The following is a 19822-nucleotide window of genomic DNA, read 5'->3' on the forward strand; positions in this document are numbered from 1 at the left end:
AGTGAGGACATATCGCCATGCTCGGCTGCCGATTGCGGTCCAGTAGGTCCCGTACCAGAGCCCTGCCCGCCCCCGCGGTCGGCTGAGCGCGTGCGTGCCGATCGCGTCTTCGCGTACGGCGCCGCCGCCGGACTCATCGGTGACCTGCTCCTGGGCGATCCGCGCCGCGGGCATCCGGTCGCCGCGTTCGGGCGGGCCGCCGGGGTCGTGGAGCGGGTGTTGTGGCGGGACCACCGGGGGGTGGGCGCCCTGCACACCGCCGTGTGTGTCGGGGGTGCCGTCTCTCTCGCCGCCGTCGCCGCTTCCGCCGTACGTCCGTCCCGTGCCGCCTCCGTCGCCCTGACTGCCGCCGCCACCTGGGCCGTTGTCGGCGGTACCTCCCTCGGGCGGGAGGCGCGGGCCGTCGGGCGCTTCCTGGAGGACGGGGATCTCGACGGGGCGCGGGCGCGGCTGCCCCATCTGTGTGGGCGGGATCCGCAGGCTCTCGACGCCGACGGGATCGCCCGGGCCGTCGTCGAGTCCGTCGCCGAGAACACCTCCGACGCCGTGGTGGGGGCCCTGGTGTGGGGGGCGGTCGGTGGCGCGCCCGGGCTTGTTGGGTTTCGTGCCGTCAACACCCTTGATGCCATGGTTGGGCGCAAGTCGTCCAAGTACCGGCGGTTCGGGTGGGCTTCCGCTCGGCTCGACGATCTCGTCGGGTGGCCCGGGGCCCGGCTCACCGCCGTCATTGCCGCTGCCGCCGGTGGTGATCCGCGCGGGGCGCTGCGTGTCTGGCGGGACGACGCGGGCAAGCATCCGAGCCCCAACGCCGGGCCCGTGGAGGCCTCGTTCGCGGGGGCGCTCGGGGTGCGGCTGGGCGGGACGCTGTCGTACGGGGGGCGGGTCGAGCATCGGCCTGTGCTCAACAGCGCGGGGCGCGCGGTCGGCGTACCCGACATCGAGCGGGCCGTACGGCTGTCCCGGCGCGTGGGCTGGCTCGCCCTCGGCGTCTGTGTCGCCGGACGGCTTCTCGCGAACGCGAACACGAAGGGGCGTGTCTCATGAGCGGTGGTGGTCTTCTCGTCGCCGGTACGACCTCCGATGCCGGCAAGAGTGTCGTCACCGCCGGGATCTGTCGGTGGCTGGTGCGGCAGGGGGTGAAGGTCGCGCCCTTCAAGGCCCAGAACATGTCCCTCAACTCGTTCGTGACGCGTGAGAGTGCCGAGATCGGGCGGGCTCAGGCCATGCAGGCGCAGGCCTGTCGCATCGAGCCGACCGCGCTCATGAACCCCGTGCTGCTCAAGCCGGGGAGTGAGCAGAGCAGTCAGGTCGTGCTCATGGGGAAGCCCGTGGGTGAGCTCAGTGCGCGCGGGTATCACGGGGGGCGCCAGGAGCGGCTGCTCGGGACCGTCCTCGACTGTCTCGCCGAGTTGCGGGGCACGTATGACGCGGTGATCTGTGAGGGGGCCGGCAGTCCGGCCGAGATCAATCTGCGGCGGACCGACATCGTGAACATGGGCATCGCGCGGAATGCGCGGCTGCCCGTGCTGGTCGTCGGGGACATCGACCGGGGCGGGGTCTTCGCCTCCTTCTTCGGGACCGTCGCCCTGCTGTCGCCCGAGGATCAGGCGCTCGTCGCCGGGTTCCTCGTCAACAAGTTCCGGGGGGACGTCTCGCTGCTGGAGCCGGGGCTCGACATGCTGCGCGGGCTCACCGGGCGGCGGACGTACGGTGTGCTGCCGTATCGGCACGGGCTCGGGATCGACGAGGAGGACGGGCTGCGCATCTCGCTGCGCGGAACCGTGCGGGAGTCGAACGTCGCCCCGCCCGTCGGCGAGGACGTCCTGCGCGTCGCCGTCTGTGCCATTCCCCTCATGTCCAACTTCACCGACGTGGACGCCCTGGCCGCCGAACCGGGTGTCGTGGTGCGCTTCGTGGACCGGCCCGAGGAGCTGGCCGACGCCGATCTCGTCGTCATCCCCGGGACCCGGGGGACGGTTCGCGCCCTGGAGTGGCTGCGGGAGCGCGGGCTTGCGGAGGCCCTCGTCCGCAGGGCCGCCGAGCAGCGGCCCGTCCTCGGCATCTGCGGTGGTTTCCAGATCCTCGGCGAGCACATCGAGGACAAGGTCGAGAGCCGCCAGGGCCATGTCGAGGGGCTCGGGGTCCTTCCCGTCCGGGTGCGGTTCGCCCGCGAGAAGACCCTCACCCGGCCGGTCGGGGAAGCCCTCGGCGAGTCCGTCGAAGGGTACGAGATCCATCACGGCGTTGCCGAAGTCACCGGCGGCGACCCCTTCTTGGACGGCTGCCGCGTCGGTGCCGTCTGGGGTACGCACTGGCACGGCTCGCTGGAGTCGGACGGTTTCCGGCGGGCGTTCCTGCGCGAAGTGGCGGCCGCCGCGGGCCGTCGCTTCGTGCCGGCCGCCGACACGTCGTTCGCCGGGCTGCGCGAGGAGCAGCTCGACCGGCTCGGCGACCTGATCGAACAGCACGCGGACACGGACGCGCTGTGGCGGCTCATCGAGTCGGGCGCGCCGCAAGGACTGCCTTTCATTCCACCGGGAGCGCCCGCATGAGCACAGTGTTGTTGTTGTCGACCGCCGACACCGATCTGCTGGCGGCCCGGGCCGCTTCCGGTGCCTCGTACCGGATCGGCAACCCGAACCGCGTCGACGTCGCGGGCGAACTGCCCGCGCTCGTCGCGGGCGCCGACGTCGCCGTCGTACGGCTACTGGGCGGCAAGCGGGCCTGGGAGGACGGGCTCGCCGCGCTCAAGGCGTCCGGGATTCCGACCGTGCTGCTCGGCGGGGAGAGCGTCCCCGACGCGGAGTTGATGGCGGAGTCGTCCGTGCCGGCCGGTGTCGTCGCGGAGGCGCTGCGCTATCTCGTCGAGGGCGGGCCCGCGAACCTCACCGAGCTGGCCCGGTTCCTGTCCGACACCGTGCTGCTGACGGGCGAGGGCTTCGACGAGCCGCAGAAGCTGCCGGAGTACGGCGTCCACGGCGAGCGTGCCTTCGTCGAGGGCCGACCGAGCGTCGGCGTGCTCTTCTACCGTGCCCATCACCTCAGCGGCAACACCGCCTTCGTGGACACCCTGTGCGACGCGATCGAGGCGCGCGGGGCCAACGCCCTTCCCGTGTACTGCGGTTCGCTGCGGGGCGCCGACACGGAGCTGTACGAGATCCTCGGCAAGGCCGACACCCTCGTCGCCACCGTCCTGGCCGCCGGCGGCACGCACGCCTCGCAGGCATCGGCCGGCGGTGACGAGGAGGCCTGGGACATCGGGGCGCTCGCCGACCTCGACGTGCCTGTGCTGCAAGGGCTTTGTCTTACGTCGTCGAAGGCGGCCTGGGACGAGTCCGACGCCGCCCTGTCCCCCATGGACGCGGCGATGCAGGTCGCGATCCCGGAGTTCGACGGGCGGCTGATCACGGTCCCGTTCTCCTTCAAGGAACAGGGTCCTGACGACGTGCCCGTGTACGTCGCCGACCCCGAGCGGGCCGCGCGGGTCGCCGGAATCGCCGTACGGCACGCCCGGTTGAAGCACAAGCCGAACGCCGACAAGAAGCTCGCGCTCGTCTTCACCGCCTACCCGACCAAGCACTCGCGCGTCGGCAACGCGGTCGGCCTGGACACGCCCGCCTCGGCGGTCCGGGTGCTGGACGCGCTGCGGGACGCCGGGTACTCGCTCACCGAATACCCCGACAACGGGGACGAGTTGATCCACCGGCTCATCAACGCCGGTGGGCACGACGTCGAGTGGCTGACGGAGGAGCAGCTCGCCGCCGCTCCGGCCCGCGTGCCGCTCGCCGACTATCAGGCGTGGTTCGACAAGCTCGACCCCGAGCTGCGCGACGGGATGCTGGAGGCGTGGGGCGAGCCGCCGGGCTCGCTGTACGTCGACGGGGACGACATCGTGCTCGCCTCCCTGCAGTTCGGGAACGTCGTCGTGATGATCCAGCCGCCGCGTGGCTTCGGCGAGAACCCGATCGCGATCTACCACGACCCCGACATGCCGCCGTCCCACCACTACATGGCGGCCTATCGGTGGCTGGAGGCTGCATCTTCTCAAGGCGGCTTCGGCGCGGACGCGATCGTGCACATGGGCAAGCACGGGACGATGGAGTGGCTGCCGGGCAAGGGACTCGGTCTCAGCAGCGGCTGCGCGCCGGACGCCGTCCTCGGCGAACTCCCCCTCATCTACCCCTTCATCGTCAACGACCCCGGCGAGGGCACCCAGGCCAAGCGGCGCGGGCACGCCACCGTCGTCGACCACCTCGTGCCGCCGATGGCGCGCGCCGACACCTACGGCGACCTGGCCAAGCTGGAGCAACTCCTCGACGAGTACGCGCTCGTCTCCGACCTCGACCCGACGAAGGCGCCGGCCGTGCGGGCGCAGATCTGGACGCTGGTCAAGGCGGCCGAGCTGCATCACGACCTGCACGTGGACGACCAGCCGGACGACGAAGCGTTCGACGAGTTCGTCATGCACATCGACGGCTATCTGTGCGAGATCAAGGACGTGCAGATCAGGGACGGTCTGCACATCCTGGGCGGCGGGCCGGAGGCCGAACCGCGCGTGAACCTCGTGCTCGCCGTGCTGCGCGCCTCGCAGGTGTGGGGCGGCACGGCGAACGCCCTGCCCGGCCTGCGCGCCTGCCTCGCCGAGCATTTCGGCCTGGTCGAGAAGGAGTTGCTGAGCGAGCCGGGTGCGCCGGTGAAGGTGCCGGACGGGCTGACCTCGCTGGTCGAGGGACCCGCGCGCACGGGAGCCGACGCGATCGACCTGCTTGAGCTGCTGTGCCGCCGGTTCGCCGAGGGCATGGAGGAGCGCGGCTGGGACACGGCGGCCGTGCCCGCTCTGGTGCGTGAGGTCGTGGGCGTCGAACTCCCGGATGCCGTCGCGGTGTTGAAGTTCGCGTGCGACGAGGTCGTGCCGCGGCTCGCGAAGACGACCGACGAGATCGACCACATCCTCAAGGCACTCGACGGCGGTTACGTCCCCGCCGGACCGTCCGGCTCGCCGACCCGCGGGCTCGTCAACGTCCTGCCGACCGGCCGCAACTTCTACTCCGTCGACCCCAAGGCCATTCCGTCCAGGCTGAGTTGGGAGGTTGGGCAGTCCCTCGCGGACTCGCTCGTGCAGCGGTACCTCCAGGACACCGGCGAGTACCCGAAGTCCGTCGGCCTGACAGTCTGGGGTACGTCGGCCATGCGGACGCAGGGCGATGACATCGCCGAGATCCTGGCGCTGCTGGGCTGCCGACCGGTCTGGGACGACGCGTCGCGCCGCGTGACCGGCTTCGAGATCGTGCCGCCGGCCGAGCTGGGCCGGCCGCGCATCGACGTCACGGTCCGTATCTCCGGCTTCTTCCGGGACGCGTTCCCGCACGTCGTGGCCCTCATCGACGACGCCGTACGGGCCGTGGCCGAGCTGGACGAGTCCGCCGAGCAGAACTACGTCCGCGCCCACGCCGACGAGGACACCGCCGAACACGGCGACCGACGGCGCGCGACAGCCCGTATCTTCGGCTCCAAGCCGGGGGCGTACGGGGCCGGACTGCTGCCGCTGATCGATGCCCGCAACTGGCGCAGCGATGCGGATCTGGCCGAGGTGTACGCGGTGTGGGGCGGTTACGCGTACGGGCGGGGGCTGGATGGGCGGGCGGCGCGCGGGGACATGGAGACGGCGTTCAAGCGAATTGCCGTAGCGGCCAAGAACGTCGACACCCGCGAGCACGATCTCGTCGACGCCGACGACTACTTCCAGTACCACGGTGGCATGGTCGCCATGGTGCGGCATCTGACGGGGGCCTCCCCCGAGGCGTACGTCGGTGACTCCGCCGTCCCCGACCAGGTCAAGACCCGCACCCTCGGCGAGGAGACCCACCGAGTGTTCCGCGCCCGCGTGGTCAACCCGCGCTGGATGGCGGCGATGCGGCGGCACGGCTACAAGGGCGCCTTCGAGATGGCGGCGACCGTCGACTACCTCTTCGGGTACGACGCCACGGCCGGGGTCGTGGACGACTGGATGTACGAGAAGCTCAGCGCCGAGTACGTCTTCGACCCGGAGAACCGGGACTTCATGAAGAAGTCCAACCCCTGGGCGCTGCGCGGCATCACGGAACGGCTCCTGGAAGCCGCCGACCGCGGGCTGTGGGCGGAGCCCGACGCGGACACGCTGGAGCGGCTGCGCGCCACCTATCTGGAACTCGAAGGCGACCTGGAGGGTGACGACCAGTGACAACTCCCTTTCCGTTCACGGCCGTTGTCGGCCAGGACGACCTGCGGCTCGCGCTGCTGCTGAACGCCGTGTCGCCGGCGGTCGGCGGTGTGCTGGTGCGCGGCGAGAAGGGCACCGCCAAGTCGACGGCCGTGCGGGCGCTTTCGGCGCTGCTGCCGGAGGTCTCCGTCGTTCCCGGGTGCCGTTTCTCCTGCGCCCCGGCCTCCCCCGACCCCGCGTGCCCCGACGGGCCGCACGAGTTGGGGGCCGGGGTCCAACGGCCCGCCCACATGGTCGAGTTGCCCGTCGGCGCGTCCGAGGACCGCCTTGTAGGCGCCCTCGACATCGAGCGGGCGCTCGCGGAGGGCGTGAAGGCTTTCGAGCCCGGGCTCCTCGCGGACGCGCACCGCGGCATCCTCTACGTCGATGAGGTCAACCTCCTCCACGATCACCTCGTCGACCTGCTCCTTGACGCGGCGGCGATGGGTGCGTCGTACGTGGAGCGCGAAGGTGTCTCCGTCCGGCACGCTTCAAAGTTTCTGCTCGTCGGCACCATGAACCCCGAAGAGGGCGAGCTGCGGCCCCAGTTGCTCGACCGGTTCGGGCTGACCGTCGAGGTCGCGGCCTCCCGGGAGCCGGACCAGCGGGTCGAGGTCGTACGGCGGCGACTCGCCTACGACGATGATCCGGACGGTTTCGCTCTGCGGTGGGCGGACGAGGAGACCGACGTACGTTCGCGGATCATCGCGGCGCGGAAGCTGTTGCCCTCCGTGCGGCTGGGGGACGGGGCGCTGCGGCAGATCGCGGCGACCTGCGCCGCCTTCGAGGTCGACGGTATGCGCGCCGACATCGTCATGGCGCGGACGGCCGTTGCGCTGGCCGCCTGGGCCGGGCGGATCGACGTACTCGCGGAGGATGTGCGGCAGGCCGCATTGCTGGCCCTGCCTCATCGGCGGCGGCGGAATCCCTTTGACGCGCCCGGACTTGACGAGAACAAGCTCGACGAGACGCTGGAGGAGTTCGCGGAGCCGGACGACGACGATCCGGGGCCGGACGGTCCCGATGGTTCCGGCGGGGGCGGCGGGCAGCCGCCGGCGTCGGATTCCGACGGGCCACAGGGCGGGGACACAGGCGCACGGCCCGAGGCCGGGGAGGGCGGGGAGCCGCAGCCTTCCGGCTCGGGGGAACAGCAGCCCGTACGGGCCTCCGAGCCCTTCCGTACCAAGGCGTTGAGCGTGCCGGGGATCGGCGAGGGTGCCGCCGGGCGGCGTTCGCGGGCGCGGACCGAGCACGGGCGGACCACCGGAGCGCGGCGGCCCCGAGGGGCGCTCACCAAGCTGCACCTGGCGGCCACCGTGCAGGCGGCGGCGCCGCATCAGCGGGCTCGTGGGCGGTCCGGGCGTGGGCTCGTCGTGCGTCGGGACGATCTGCGGCAGGCGACCAGGGAGGGGCGCGAGGGGAACCTCGTGCTGTTCGTGGTCGACGCCTCCGGGTCGATGGCGGCCCGGCAGCGAATGAGTGCGGTGAAGGGGGCTGTGCTGTCTCTGCTCCTTGACGCCTATCAGCGGCGGGACAAGGTGGGGCTGGTTACTTTCCGGGGAGCCAGTGCCGATGTCGCGTTGCCTCCTACTTCGTCCGTGGACGCTGCTGCGGTGCGGCTGGAGTCGTTGCCCACCGGGGGGCGTACGCCGCTTGCCGCCGGGCTGCTCAAGGCTCATGACGTGCTGCGGGTTGAGCGGCTGCGGGATCCTGCCCGGCGGGCGCTGGTTGTCGTAGTGACGGATGGGCGGGCCACCGGAGGGCCCGAGCCTGTCGTGTTGGCCGGGCGTGCGGCTCGGCTGTTCGCGGCCGAGGGGGTTGCCTCTGTGGTCGTCGACTGTGAGTCCGGGCCTGTTCGGCTGGGGCTCGCCCGGCAGCTCGCGGGTGAGTTGGAGGGTACGGCCGTGACGCTGGACGAGTTGCGGGCCGACTCGATCGCCGGGCTGGTCAAGGAAGTTCAGGGGAATCAGGGTCGTTCGAGGAGGGCCGCGTAATGCCGCAGGGGCAGCCGAGTGTCGTGCCGGACGATGGGCTGACTACTCGTCAGCGGCGTAATCGACCGCTTGTCGTGGTGCATACGGGGATTGGCAAGGGGAAGTCGACCGCCGCCTTCGGGCTCGCGCTGCGGGCCTGGAATCAGGGGTGGCCCATCGGGGTGTTCCAGTTCGTCAAGTCGGCGAAGTGGAAGGTCGGTGAGGAGAACGCCCTTCGGGTGCTGGGTGCTTCCGGTGAGGGCGGGTCCGTCGACTGGCACAAGATGGGTGAGGGCTGGTCCTGGGTGCAGCGCGACGCGCAGCTCGACAACGAGGACAAGGCCCGGGAGGGCTGGGAGCAGGTCAAGCGGGACCTCGCCGCCGAGACGTACAAGCTGTATGTGCTCGACGAGTTCGCCTACCCGATGCACTGGGGGTGGGTCGATGTCGATGAGGTCGTCTCCGTGCTGCGGGATCGGCCTGGGAACCAGCATGTCGTCATCACCGGGCGGAACGCGCCCGAGAAGCTCGTCGACTTCGCCGACCTCGTGACCGACATGTCCAAGGTGAAGCACCCCATGGATGCCGGGCAGAAGGGGCAGAGGGGCATCGAGTGGTGACCGCGTGATGACTTCCTCTTCCTCTTCCTCTTCCTCAGTCCCTCGGCTGGTCATCGCCGCGCCGTCTTCCGGTAGCGGTAAGACCACCGTTGCCACCGGGTTGATGGCCGCGTTCGCCTCGCGAGGGCTTGTCGTGTCTCCGCACAAGGTGGGGCCCGACTACATCGATCCCGGGTATCACGCGCTCGCCAGCGGGCGGGTGGGGCGGAATCTCGACGCGTATCTGTGCGGGGCGGAGTTGATCGGGCCGCTGTTCGCCCACGGGGCCCGTGGGTGTGACATCGCCGTCGTCGAGGGTGTGATGGGGCTGTACGACGGGGCCGCCGGGGAGGGTGAACTGGCGTCCACCGCCCATGTGGCCAAGCTGTTGCGGGCGCCCGTGGTGCTTGTCGTCGACGCGTCTTCGCAGTCGCGGTCTGTGGCGGCTCTGGTGCACGGGTTCGTTTCGTGGGATCCGGAGGTGTGGGTCGGGGGCGTGATTCTGAACAAGGTCGCTTCCGATCGGCATGAGGAGTTGTTGCGGGAGGCGTTGGAAGCGGTGGGGGTGCCTGTGTTGGGGGTGCTTCGGCGGGTTCCGCAGGTGGATACACCGTCTCGGCATTTGGGGCTGGTGCCTGTTGCCGAGCGGCGGGATTCGGCTGTCGAGGCCGTTGCCGCGATGGCCGCGCAGGTGAGTTCCGGGTGCGATCTGGAGGGGCTGGTTGCGCTTGCCCGGGGGGCGGGTGCGTTGTCCTGTGCGGCTTGGGATGCGGCCGAGGTCCTGGCTTCTTCGCCCCCGCCGCCCCTTCCCGTCCCGTCCCTGGGGGCTGCGCCCCCAGACCCCCGCTGTCGGCCCGAAGGGCCTCGTCCTCAAACGCCGGACGGGCTGGAGGATGCGGGGCCGACGCTGAGGAGTGCGCCCCCAGCGGGTGGGTGCGGGATCGGGACGGCGGGAGCGTCCTCAAACGCCGGACGGGCTGAAGACACCGACCGGCATCGAGAAGTGCGCCCCCAGCGGGTGGGTGGGGGATCGGGACGGCAGAGTCGTCCTCGAACGCCGGACGGGCTGAAGAGAGTCGCCGTGGCCGGAGGGGCTGCGTTCACGTTCTCCTATGCCGAGCACACCGAACTGCTCTCCGCCGCTGGTGCCGAGGTCGTCGTCTTTGACCCTCTGCGCGATGAGCGACTGCCCGAGGGAACAGACGGGTTGGTCATCGGTGGCGGGTTCCCCGAGGTGTACGCGTCCGAACTGTCCGCCAATGAACCCTTGCGTAAGGCCGTCGCCGCGTTCGCGCTCAGCGGTGGGGCCGTCGCCGCCGAGTGTGCAGGGCTGCTGTATCTCTGTCGGGAGCTCGACGGGCAGCCCATGTGTGGGGTGCTCGATGCCTCCGCGCGGATGGACTCGCGGCTCACGCTCGGGTATCGGGACGCCGTGGCCGTCAGTGACAGTGTGCTTGCCGGGGCGGGGACGCGGATGCGCGGGCACGAGTTTCATCGGACAGTCGTGGAGCCGGGCTCGGGGGCGGCTCCTGCTTGGGGGGTGCGCGCCCCTCACCGGCGGGTCGAAGGTTTCGTACAACAAGGTGTGCACGCGAGTTATCTGCACACGCACTGGGCGTCGGTGCCCGGTGTCGCCAGTCGGTTCGTGGAGAGGTGCCGGACGTCATGAGCAGCAGCAGGTTGATCGGAGTCGGGGTGGGGCCCGGCGACCCCGAGCTGGTGACCGTCAAGGGCGTCAACGCTCTGCGCGCCGCCGATGTCGTCGTCGTACCTGTCATGGCTGCGTCTGATGGAACAGATGTGGGTGAGCGGGGGCGGGCCGAGGCCACCGTCCTGCATTACGTGGGCGAAGAGAAGGTTCTGCGGGTCGTGTTCGCGCTCAATGAGCGGACCGATCGTGCGCGGCGGGAGGCTGCCTGGGATGCCGCCGGGGAGCGGGTGGCCGAGCTTCTGCGTGGGCAGGATCGGGTTGTCGCCTTCGCCACCATTGGTGATCCCAATGTGTACTCCACCTTCACCTATCTCGCCCTGACCATCAGTGAGTTGGTGCCTGGGGTTGTCGTCGAGACCGTGCCCGGGATCACCGCCATGCAGGATCTCGCCGCCCGGTCCGGGGCCGTGCTGACGGAGGGGACCGAGCCTCTCACCCTCGTGCCCGTTACCGCGGGTGCCGAGGTGTTGAAGGATGCGCTGAACGGGCCCGGGACCGTCGTCGCCTACAAGTTCGGGCGGCAGGCCCGGGAGGTCGCCGAGGCGTTGCGGGAGACCGGGCGGATCGACGACGCCGTGTGGGGGTCCGCGCTGGGGCTGCCGGACGAGTCCATCCGGTCTGCCGCCGAGCTCGACGGTGCGCCTCTGCCCTATCTCTCCACTCTCATCGCGCCCGCTCGGCGTGACGGCGGGCGGGGCGGGAAACTGTGAGCCGGCCGCATGGGGCACTTGGGGGTTCAGCTTGCGATACCCACCACCAGCCAGATGAAGCCCACTCCCGCGGCCGTGCACAGAAGGGTCGAGCGGGCGGGGTGATGGTGGTGGGCCTCGGGGAGGATCTCGGCCGCGGCGAGGTAGAGGAGCACCCCGGCGAAGAGGCCGAGATAGCCGCCGAGCAGCTGCTCCGGGATGGTGAAGAAGAGGGTGGAGGCCGCGCCCACCACCGGGGCCGCCGCATCCGCCAGCAGCATCGCGATCGCCTTGCGGCGGGCGTTCCCGTACAGGCTCGTGATGGTGTACGTGTTGAAGCCGTCGGCGAAGTCGTGGGCGACGACCGCCAGCGCGACCGCCGTGCCCATGCCGCCGCCCACCTGGAACGCCGCGCCGATCGCCACGCCGTCCATGGCACTGTGACCGACCATCGCCGCGGCCGCTGTGAGGCCCACCTCGGGCGCTCTGCCGTTGTGCTCGTCGGCGCCGTGGGCCGCCTGGCGCGCGGCGAGCAGGCGTTCCACCAAATGGGCGAGCAGGAAGCCCGTCACGAACAGCAGCAGTGCGGCCGGCACGCCGAAGATCTCCCTGCCCGCCGCGTCCAGCGCCTCCGGCAGCAGGTCCAGGCCGACCACGCCCAGCATCAGGCCGCCGGCCAGGCCCAGGACCAGATGGCGGCGGTCGGTCACGCGCAGTGCCGTCCAGCCGCCGGCGAGCGTCATGAGGAACGCGCCGAGCGCGACGAAGACCGCCATGTGCCCTTGCTATCCGATCAAGGCCCGTTTCCGCACGTTCGCGACCCCGCGTCCTCGCCCGGCGCACAGCAGTTCTGATCAGCGATCCATCAGCAATAGACCCGCGCAGTAACCCGTAATACCCGTAGTTCCGTACGAGAGGACCCCTCCCATGGCCGATGCCCCCACCGGCAAGGTGACCTTCGTCGGTGCCGGCCCCGGCGCCGCCGACTTGCTGACGTTCCGTGCCGCGCGTGCCATCGCCGAGGCCGATGTCGTGATCTGGGCGGCCAGCCTGGTGCAGGCGGAGGTCCTCGACCACGCGCGCGAGGGCGCGGAGATCCTCGACTCGGCGACCATGTCTCTCGAAGACGTCGTCGCCGTCTATGAGCGGGCCGTGGCGGAGGGGTTGCGCGTCGCTCGTATTCATTCCGGCGACCCTGCCCTCTGGGGTGGGACCCAGGAGCAGCTCGATCGGTGTGCCGCGCTCGGCGTCGAGACCGAGGTCGTGCCCGGTGTCTCCGCCTTCTCCGCCGTCGCCGCCCTCGCCCAGCGTGAGTTGACGATTCCCGAGGTCGCGCAGTCCGTCGTTCTCACCCGGCTCGGCGGCGGCAAGACGCCGATGCCGCCCGGTGAGGAGGTGCGGGAGTTCGCCAAGCACGGTACGACCATGGCGATCTTCCTGTCGGCCGCCCGCAGCGGGCAGTTGGTGCGGGAGCTGCTGGAGGGCGGCTATCCGACCTCCACGCCCGTCGTCGTCGCCTATCAGGCCACCTGGCCCGAGGAGCTGGTCGTGCGGTGCACGATCGAGACGCTGGAGGAGACGGTCAAGGAGCACAAGCTCTGGAAGCACACCCTCTTCCTCGTCGGCCCGGCCCTCGACGCGTCCGGCACGCGTTCGCACCTCTACCACCCCGGTCACTTCCACGGTTATCGCAAGGCCGACCCGGAGGCCCGCAAGGCCCTGCGTGCGCGAGGGGCGAGTACGTGATCACCGTCGTCGGTACGGGGACGGGGGCGCCGACTCCGGCCGAGGTGCTGGCCGGCGCGCGGCTTGTCGTGGGCGGGCGTCGGCACCTGGCCGCCGCGGCTGTGCCGGCGGACGCGGAGCAGGTCGTCCTTGGTCCGCTGGCACTGGCGTTGGACGTCATCGAACGGCATCTCGACAAGCAGAGCCCCGTGGTCGTGCTGGCCTCCGGGGACCCCGGGTTCTTCGGGATCGTGCGGGCGTTGGCCGAGCGGTTCGGGGCCGGGCTGCTGGACGTCCGGCCCGGCGTCTCCTCCGTCGCGACCGCGTTCGCGCGGCTCGGGCTGACGTGGGACGACGCCGTCGTCGTCAGCGCACACGGGCGGGATCTTCGTACGGCCGTCAACGTCTGTCGTGCGCATCCCAAGGTCGCTGTGCTGACCGGGCCCGGCTCCGGGCCCGCCGAGCTGGGCGCCGCCCTCGCCTACGAGTCTCGCGAGCGTGTCCTCGTCGTCGCCTCCGCGCTCGGCGATCCCGAGCACGAACGCGTCGAGCGGGTCACCCCGGCCGAGGCCGCGGCCCGGGACTGGAACGGCGGTGGGGTGAGCGTGGTGCTGTGCCTCGACGAGACGCGGGTGCTCGGTCCGGTCCGTACCGTCGCCGGGGCGTCGCCCGTTCCCGCCGGATGGGCCCTGGACGAGGGCGAGTTCGCCCACCGCGACTCGATGATCACCAAGTTCGAGGTGCGGGCCCTGGCCCTGGCCCGGCTCGGGCCGCGCCTCGGGGACCTGGTCTGGGATGTCGGCGCGGGCTCCGGATCCGTGGCCGTCGAGTGCGCGCGGCTCGGCGCCGCCGTCACCGCGATCGAGAAGACCCGGGACGGGGTGGAACGGATACGCGCCAACGCCGACGCGCACGGCGTCGATGTGCGCGTCGTGCACGGGGCGGCGCCGACCGTGCTGTCCGACCTCGACGACCCCGACTCCGTGTTCATCGGCGGTGGCGGGCGCGAACTGCCCGCCATCGTCACCGCGTGCGCACGGCGGGCCCGGCGGAACGTCGTCGTCGCCATGGCCGCCCTCGACCGGGTACCGGCGGTGCGCGAGGCGCTCACCGCCGCCGGGTTCGGCTGCGACGGGGTGCTGTTGCAGTCGTCGCGGCTGGCACCGCTGCCGGGTGACGTGACCCGGCTCGCGGCCACCAATCCCGTTTTTCTGCTGTGGGGCACGCGTCCCGCGGCACCTACCGACATCGACATCAGCATCGACATCAAGGGAGTTGCTCAGTGATCGGCCTCATTTCCGCCACCTCGGCGGGCGCGGCTGCGCGGGACCGGCTGGCCGCGGCGTGGCCGGAACGGACGCGCGTGTACGAGGGTTCCGTCGGGGACGCCGTACGGGCCGCGTTCGCGGAGTGCGAGCAGCTCGTGTGTTTCCTGGCGACGGGGGCGGTCGTACGGCTGGTGGCCCCGCTGCTCGCCGACAAGGCGTCCGACCCGGGTGTGGTGTGCGTCGACGAGGGCGGGCGGTTCGCCGTCTCGCTGGTCGGCGGGCATGGCGGCGGGGCGAATGAACTCGCCCGGGAAGTGGGTGAGTTGCTCGACGCCGAGCCAGTCGTGACGACCGCGACGGACTCCGTCGGGCTGGCAGGGCTGGACACGCTCGGGTTGCCCGTGGAGGGTGCCGTCGCCGCGGTGTCGCGGGCGCTGCTGGACGGCGAACCCGTCGCTCTCGACGCCGAGTTGGCGTGGCCGCTGCCTCCGTTGCCGGTCGCGCCGCAGGGGTCGTACACCATCCGGCTCACCGATCGTGCGGTCGAGCCGACCGAGCACGAGGTCGTCCTCCGCCCGCCCTCCCTCGTCGTGGGCGTCGGCGCCTCGAAGGACGCGCCCGTCGACGAGGTGCTCGGGCTGATCGAGGACGCGGTGCGGGATGCGGGACTGTCCGGCCGTAGCATCGCCGAACTCGCCACCGTGGACGCCAAGGCCGCGGAGCCCGGCATCGTGGAGGCGGCTCGGCGCCTGGGCGTGCCCCTGATCACCTACTCCGCCGAGGAGTTGGCGTCGGTCGAGGTGCCCAACCCGTCCGACGCGCCCCTCGCCGCCGTAGGCACCCCCTCCGTCGCGGAGGCCGCCGCGCTCGTCGGCGGAGGTGAACTCCTCGTCCCCAAGCGGAAGTCGGAGCGGGCGGACGGGCTGCCGGCCATGGCGACCTGTGCCGTCGTACGACGTCCCGCGCGCGGGCGGCTCGCGGTCGTCGGGCTCGGGCCCGGTGCCCGGGACCTGCTGACGCCGCGCGCGAAGGCGGAGTTGCGGCGTGCCTCCGTGCTCGTCGGGCTCGATCAGTACGTCGATCAGATCCGCGATCTGCTGCGGCCGGGTACCCGGGTCCTGGAGTCGGGGCTCGGCGCGGAGGAGGAGCGGGCTCGGACCGCCGTCGCGGAGGCCATGCGTGGGCAGGCCGTCGCGCTGATCGGGAGCGGGGACGCGGGGGTCTACGCGATGGCCTCGCCGGCGCTCGCCGAGGCGTCCGACGACATCGACGTGGTCGGGGTGCCGGGTGTCACCGCCGCCCTGGCCGCCGCCGCGATCCTCGGTGCGCCGCTCGGGCACGACCACGTGTCGATCAGCCTGTCCGACCTGCACACTCCCTGGGAGGTCATCGAGCGGCGGGTGCGGGCCGCGGCGGAGGCGGACATCGTCGTGACCTTCTACAACCCGCGCAGCCGGGGCCGCGACTGGCAGTTGCCGAAGGCGCTCGGGATCCTCGCGGAGCACCGGGAGCCGACGACGCCGGTCGGGGTCGTACGGAACGCGTCGCGGTCGGACGAGTCCAGTCGGCTCACGACACTGGCCTCCCTGGACCCGGCGACGGTCGACATGATGACGGTCGTGACCGTGGGCAACACGGCGACCCGGGACATCGCGGGGCGCATGGTGACGCCGCGCGGCTACCGCTGGCAGGCATCCGAGGAGGGCGCCAAGTGAACCGTGTGGTCCACCCGATCGAGGTGGAGTCCTACCGGCGGCTGCGCGCCCGCCTGGACACCTCGCACTTCCCGCCGCTGACCCGGGCGGTGGTGGAGCGGGTCGTCCACTCCGCCGCCGATCTCGACTACGCGAGCGATCTCGTCATGGACGAGGGCGAGTTGGAGAAGGCGCACGCTGCTCTGCACGGCGGTGCGCCCGTTGTCGTGGACGTGGAGATGGTCGCCGCCGGTATCACCCGGCGGGAGACCGTCTGCCGGCTCCGGAACGCCAAGTCCGGTCCCGGGCTGACCCGTTCGGCACACGCGATACGCCTCGCCTACGAGCAGGTCGGTCCTGGCGCCCTCTGGGTGATCGGCAACGCTCCGACCGCCCTGGAGGAGTTGCTGACCCTGGACGCCTCCCCCGTACTCGTCATCGGCCTGCCCGTCGGCTTCGTCGGCGCGGTCGAGTCCAAGGCCGCGTTGCGCGAGAGCGGACTGCCCGCCGTGAGCAACGTGTCCGAGAAGGGCGGTTCGGCGGTCGCCTCCGCCGCGCTCAACGCCCTGCTGTACCACCCCGTTTCCACTGAGGAGAAATCTTGACCACCCCGCCGCCCGCCCTGCTCATCGCCGGCCACGGCACCCGGGACGAGGCCGGAGCCGAGGCGTTCCGTGACTTCGTCCGGGAGTTGGGGGCCCGGCACCCCGAACTGCCCGTCGCGGGCGGCTTCATCGAGCTGTCCCCGCCGCCGCTCGGCGACGCGGTGACCGAGCTGGTGGACCAGGGCGTACGGCGTTTCGCCGCCGTACCGCTGATGCTGGTGTCCGCCGGTCACGCCAAGGGGGACATCCCGGCGGCGCTGGCCAGGGAGAAGGAGCGGCACCCCGGGATCTCGTACACGTACGGGCGTCCGCTGGGCCCGCACCCCTCGCTGCTGTCGGTGCTTGAGCGGCGGTTGGACGAGGCACTCGGCGGTGGGGCGCGCACGCCTGCCGACCGGGCCGATGTGACCGTGCTCCTTGTGGGCCGGGGGTCGACCGATCCGGACGCCAACGCCGAGGTGCTCAAGGCGGCGCGGCTGCTGTGGGAGGGGCGCGGTTACGCGGGCGTGGAGACGGCGTTCGTGTCGCTGGCGGCTCCGGACGTGCCGAGCGGGCTCGACCGGTGCGTGAAGCTGGGGGCGCGGCGGATCGTCGTACTCCCGTACTTCCTCTTCACGGGCATCCTGCCGGACCGGGTGCGGCAGCAGACGGAGGGGTGGGCGGCCGCGCATCCGGAGGTCGAGGTGCGGTGCGCGGATGTCATCGGGCCGGAGCCTGAGCTGCTGGACCTGGTGATGGAGCGGTACCGGGAGGCCGTGAAGGGCGATCTGCGGATGAACTGCGACTCGTGCGTGTACCGGATCGCACTGCCCGGCTTCGAGGACAAGGTGGGGCTGCCGCAACAGCCGCACTTCCATCCTGACGATGACGGCCACCACCACGGACACCACCACCATGGCGCTCACACCCATGCCCACTGAGGCGCACGACCTGCGGCACCACGGGGACTCCGAGGTGCGTGACGACGGCTCGACGCTGGTCGACCTCGCCGTGAACGTCCGCGCCGACACTCCCCCGGCCTGGCTGCGGGAGCGGATCGCCGGGTCGCTGACCGGCCTCGCCGCCTATCCGGACGGGCGGGTGGCGCGGGCTGCGGTGGCGGCGCGGCACGGGCTCGGTGTGGAGCGGGTGCTGCTGACCGCGGGTGCCGCCGAGGCCTTCGTGCTGCTCGCGCGTGCCCTGAAGGTCCGTCAGCCGGTCGTCGTGCACCCGCAGTTCACCGAGCCGGAGGCCGCGCTGCGGGACGCCGGGCACACGGTCGACCGGGTGCTGTTGCGGGAGGAGGACGGTTTCCGGCTGGATCCGGCGGCCGTTCCCGAGGACGCCGACCTGGTGGTGATCGGCAATCCGACGAATCCGACGTCGGTGCTGCACCCGGCCGACACCATCGCACAACTCGCCCGTCCCGGGCGGACGTTGGTGGTCGACGAGGCGTTCATGGACGCGGTGCCGGGTGAGCGGGAGGCGCTGGCCGGGCGGACCGACGTGCCCGGGCTCGTCGTACTGCGCAGCCTGACGAAGACGTGGGGGCTGGCCGGGCTGCGGATCGGGTACGTGCTCGCGTCCCCCGAGACGATCGCGGAACTGGAGCGGGCCCAGCCGCTGTGGCCGGTGTCCACGCCCGCGCTCGCCGCGACCGAGGCCTGTGTGGAGCCCCAGGCGCTCGCGGAGGCCGCGCACGCCGCGCACCGCATCGCCGCCGACCGGGCCCATCTCGTCGCCGGGCTCAAGGAGTTGGCCTCGCGCGGGCTGCGGGTCGTCGAGCCCGCCGAGGCCTCCTTCGTCCTCGTACGGCTGCCTCGGGCCGCCACCGTGCGCCGGGAGCTGCGCGAGCTCGGGTTCGCTGTGCGGCGCGGGGACACGTTCCCGGGGCTGGGCGAGGAGTGGCTGCGGCTGGCGGTACGGGACCGGGCGACGGCGAACTCCTTCCTCGTGGCGCTGGAGCGGGCGACGGGGTCGCAGTAGCGCGACCCGTTCAGTCAGGAGAGCCAGTCGGTGTAGCGGGTGGGGGCGAGGTGGAGTGGGCGTCCTTGTCGGCGAGGACGTCGCCCTTGTGGGCGAGGGTGATCCGGCCCATCCAGGAGGAGGATCTCGGGGCCGGAAATGACGTCGACCCACGTCCGCGGCGTGCGCCGAACGTGGGTCAACGGTGAGAACGCTTGCCGGCAGGTCAGCTCCGGCGGCGGCGCGACAGGGCCACCGCTCCCGCGCCCGCCGCGAGCAGGGCGACCGCTCCGGCGGCGAGGTACGGGGTCGTCGAGCTGCCGCCGGTCTCGGCCAACCCCGCCTCGTCCGCGCCGCCTTGGGCCTGCACGCCGGACGCCGGGGTCGCGGTCGAGTCCGCCGTCGGGTCTGCGCTGGGGTCCGCGGACGGATCCGAAGCCGCCGCCCCCTGCGGTGCCTCGCAGGTCGCCTTGGCCAGGGTCAGGGTGCCCTCCACCTCGGCGACGTTCAGCTCCAACGGGTTGACGGAGACCTTGAGTTCGAGGGCGGTGGCGGCCGCCGTACGGGACGTGGTCTCGGTCTTCGACAGGTCGAGGCGCACCTCGCCGACGCCGGGCACCTGGACGTCGGTCGTGCCGCCGGCGGTCACCGTGACCTTCTTGCCGAGCACCGTCACGGGGCCCACCAGGTTCGACGAGGCGGCCGGGGTCTTACCGGCCTCGCAGCTCGCCTTCGAGGTGACCGCGCCGACCTCGATGAGCGACAGGAGCGGCAGGCCCGGGAGGTGGAGCTTGGCGTGGGCGATGTTCGTGGTCGCCTCGGCCTTGTCGGCGGTCACGGTCGCCTTCGCCGACGCCACTTCCGCGCCGAGGACGCTGAAGGGCTGTCCGCCGTCGACGCCGTCCAACTTGGCGGTGAGCGTGGTCTTCTCGGCGCTCTGCGGCGCCTGGACCTCGTTGAGGGAGACCGCGAGGGGGACGTTCACGGTCTTGTTGAGCAGGGACACGTTGAGCCCGGTACGCAGCACGACGGCGCTCGCCCGGCCCTCGTCGGTGGTCGCGTGCGCGGAGCCCGCGCCGGCCAGGGCCGCGGGACCGGCGGCCAGAGCCGTGGCCGCCACGACAGTGGCCAAACGGCGTGCGGGCATACGGAAGTTGATGCCATTCAAGGTGGGGACCCCTAAAGGGAGACTTGCCTGGGACCCGCCAAGAATTACGCACGGAGAGTGAACGGGGGGCGATCCACCGCCACTTCACCCCATCGTGGGTTTTCCGTGAACGTTTTCGATTCACCAGGCACGGGTGTTCCCCGAAGTCACCCCAGCCCCAGCACCTCGCTCAGTGCGAACGCTCAGGTTGACGCGCCGACGCGGAAGA

At 71.6% G+C, this 19822-nt stretch carries 15 protein-coding genes; 13 read left to right on the forward strand and 2 right to left on the reverse strand.

From position 1 onward, the window contains the following. Positions 1-90 precede the first annotated feature (90 nt). Genes AC5DRG_RS12585 through cobI form a run of 7 tightly spaced genes read left to right on the forward strand, consistent with a single transcriptional unit; the run spans position 91 to position 11231 of the window. Positions 91-1044, forward strand: a complete 954-nt coding sequence (locus AC5DRG_RS12585) for a cobalamin biosynthesis protein (protein ID WP_491810228.1) — start codon at positions 91-93, stop codon at positions 1042-1044. Then, complete coding sequence (locus tag AC5DRG_RS12590) at positions 1041-2552, forward strand: cobyric acid synthase (RefSeq protein WP_491810230.1); 1512 nt, start codon at positions 1041-1043, stop codon at positions 2550-2552. The genes AC5DRG_RS12585 and AC5DRG_RS12590 overlap by 4 nt, the downstream gene beginning before the upstream one ends. Then, positions 2549-6220, forward strand: a complete 3672-nt coding sequence (gene cobN / locus AC5DRG_RS12595) for a cobaltochelatase subunit CobN (protein WP_491810232.1) — start codon at positions 2549-2551, stop codon at positions 6218-6220. The genes AC5DRG_RS12590 and cobN overlap by 4 nt, the downstream gene beginning before the upstream one ends. Further along, complete coding sequence (locus tag AC5DRG_RS12600; RefSeq protein ID WP_491810234.1) at positions 6217-8232, forward strand: putative cobaltochelatase; 2016 nt, start codon at positions 6217-6219, stop codon at positions 8230-8232. The genes cobN and AC5DRG_RS12600 overlap by 4 nt, the downstream gene beginning before the upstream one ends. After that, positions 8232-8831: a cob(I)yrinic acid a,c-diamide adenosyltransferase gene (cobO, locus tag AC5DRG_RS12605; protein ID WP_491810235.1), complete on the forward strand. Its 600-nt coding sequence runs from the start codon at positions 8232-8234 to the stop codon at positions 8829-8831. Before AC5DRG_RS12600 ends, cobO begins: the two co-directional genes overlap by 1 nt. Before the next feature lie 7 nt (positions 8832-8838). Further along, positions 8839-10479, forward strand: coding sequence for a cobyrinic acid a,c-diamide synthase CobB (locus AC5DRG_RS12610; RefSeq protein ID WP_491810236.1), 1641 nt, complete (start codon positions 8839-8841; stop codon positions 10477-10479). Next, positions 10476-11231 (forward strand): precorrin-2 C(20)-methyltransferase, encoded by a 756-nt coding sequence (cobI, locus tag AC5DRG_RS12615; RefSeq protein ID WP_491810238.1) that lies wholly within the window; start codon positions 10476-10478, stop codon positions 11229-11231. The genes AC5DRG_RS12610 and cobI overlap by 4 nt, the downstream gene beginning before the upstream one ends. 26 nt (positions 11232-11257) lie before the next feature. On the opposite strand, the gene AC5DRG_RS12620 is transcribed toward cobI, so the two are convergent. Next, positions 11258-11986 (reverse strand): ZIP family metal transporter, encoded by a 729-nt coding sequence (locus tag AC5DRG_RS12620; RefSeq protein WP_491810239.1) that lies wholly within the window; start codon positions 11984-11986, stop codon positions 11258-11260. A gap of 151 nt (positions 11987-12137) precedes the next feature. Here AC5DRG_RS12620 and cobM point away from each other — a divergent pair, with 151 nt between their 5' ends. Genes cobM through cobC form a run of 6 tightly spaced genes read left to right on the forward strand, consistent with a single transcriptional unit; the run spans position 12138 to position 18467 of the window. Then, on the forward strand, positions 12138-12956 hold the full coding sequence (cobM, locus tag AC5DRG_RS12625; protein WP_491810241.1) for a precorrin-4 C(11)-methyltransferase: 819 nt from the start codon (positions 12138-12140) through the stop codon (positions 12954-12956). After that, positions 12953-14221, forward strand: a complete 1269-nt coding sequence (gene cbiE / locus AC5DRG_RS12630) for a precorrin-6y C5,15-methyltransferase (decarboxylating) subunit CbiE (RefSeq protein ID WP_491810243.1) — start codon at positions 12953-12955, stop codon at positions 14219-14221. Before cobM ends, cbiE begins: the two co-directional genes overlap by 4 nt. Next, positions 14218-15918 carry a precorrin-3B C(17)-methyltransferase gene (gene cobJ, locus AC5DRG_RS12635; RefSeq protein WP_491810245.1) on the forward strand — a complete coding sequence of 567 codons (1701 nt, stop codon included), beginning with the start codon at positions 14218-14220 and terminating at the stop codon, positions 15916-15918. Before cbiE ends, cobJ begins: the two co-directional genes overlap by 4 nt. Next, entirely contained in the window at positions 15915-16502 is a 588-nt protein-coding gene (locus tag AC5DRG_RS12640; protein WP_491810247.1) for a precorrin-8X methylmutase, read from the forward strand. Before cobJ ends, AC5DRG_RS12640 begins: the two co-directional genes overlap by 4 nt. Then, complete coding sequence (locus AC5DRG_RS12645; RefSeq protein WP_491810249.1) at positions 16499-17422, forward strand: sirohydrochlorin chelatase; 924 nt, start codon at positions 16499-16501, stop codon at positions 17420-17422. The genes AC5DRG_RS12640 and AC5DRG_RS12645 overlap by 4 nt, the downstream gene beginning before the upstream one ends. Next, entirely contained in the window at positions 17412-18467 is a 1056-nt protein-coding gene (gene cobC / locus AC5DRG_RS12650; RefSeq protein ID WP_491813025.1) for an Rv2231c family histidinol phosphate aminotransferase CobC, read from the forward strand. The genes AC5DRG_RS12645 and cobC overlap by 11 nt, the downstream gene beginning before the upstream one ends. 205 nt (positions 18468-18672) lie before the next feature. Here cobC and AC5DRG_RS12655 read toward each other — a convergent pair whose 3' ends face one another. Beyond that, positions 18673-19614, reverse strand: a complete 942-nt coding sequence (locus AC5DRG_RS12655; RefSeq protein WP_491810250.1) for an SCO1860 family LAETG-anchored protein — start codon at positions 19612-19614, stop codon at positions 18673-18675. Between the last annotated feature and the right edge of the window lie 208 nt (positions 19615-19822).

The sequence above is a fragment of the Streptomyces sp. JLBG701 genome, assembly GCF_058544905.1.

What these genes read in the sequence shown, in the direction of transcription:
- AC5DRG_RS12590 (WP_491810230.1), top strand. Translation starts at nt 1,041, where the DNA reads ATGAGCGGTGGTGGTCTTCTCGTCGCCGGTACGACCTCCGATGCCGGC.
- cobN (WP_491810232.1), top strand. Translation starts at nt 2,549, where the DNA reads ATGAGCACAGTGTTGTTGTTGTCGACCGCCGACACCGATCTGCTGGCG.
- cobO (WP_491810235.1), top strand. Translation starts at nt 8,232, where the DNA reads ATGCCGCAGGGGCAGCCGAGTGTCGTGCCGGACGATGGGCTGACTACT.
- AC5DRG_RS12610 (WP_491810236.1), top strand. Translation starts at nt 8,839, where the DNA reads ATGACTTCCTCTTCCTCTTCCTCTTCCTCAGTCCCTCGGCTGGTCATC.
- cobI (WP_491810238.1), top strand. Translation starts at nt 10,476, where the DNA reads ATGAGCAGCAGCAGGTTGATCGGAGTCGGGGTGGGGCCCGGCGACCCC.
- AC5DRG_RS12620 (WP_491810239.1), bottom strand. Translation starts at nt 11,986, where the DNA reads ATGGCGGTCTTCGTCGCGCTCGGCGCGTTCCTCATGACGCTCGCCGGC.
- cobM (WP_491810241.1), top strand. Translation starts at nt 12,138, where the DNA reads ATGGCCGATGCCCCCACCGGCAAGGTGACCTTCGTCGGTGCCGGCCCC.
- cobC (WP_491813025.1), top strand. Translation starts at nt 17,412, where the DNA reads ATGCCCACTGAGGCGCACGACCTGCGGCACCACGGGGACTCCGAGGTG.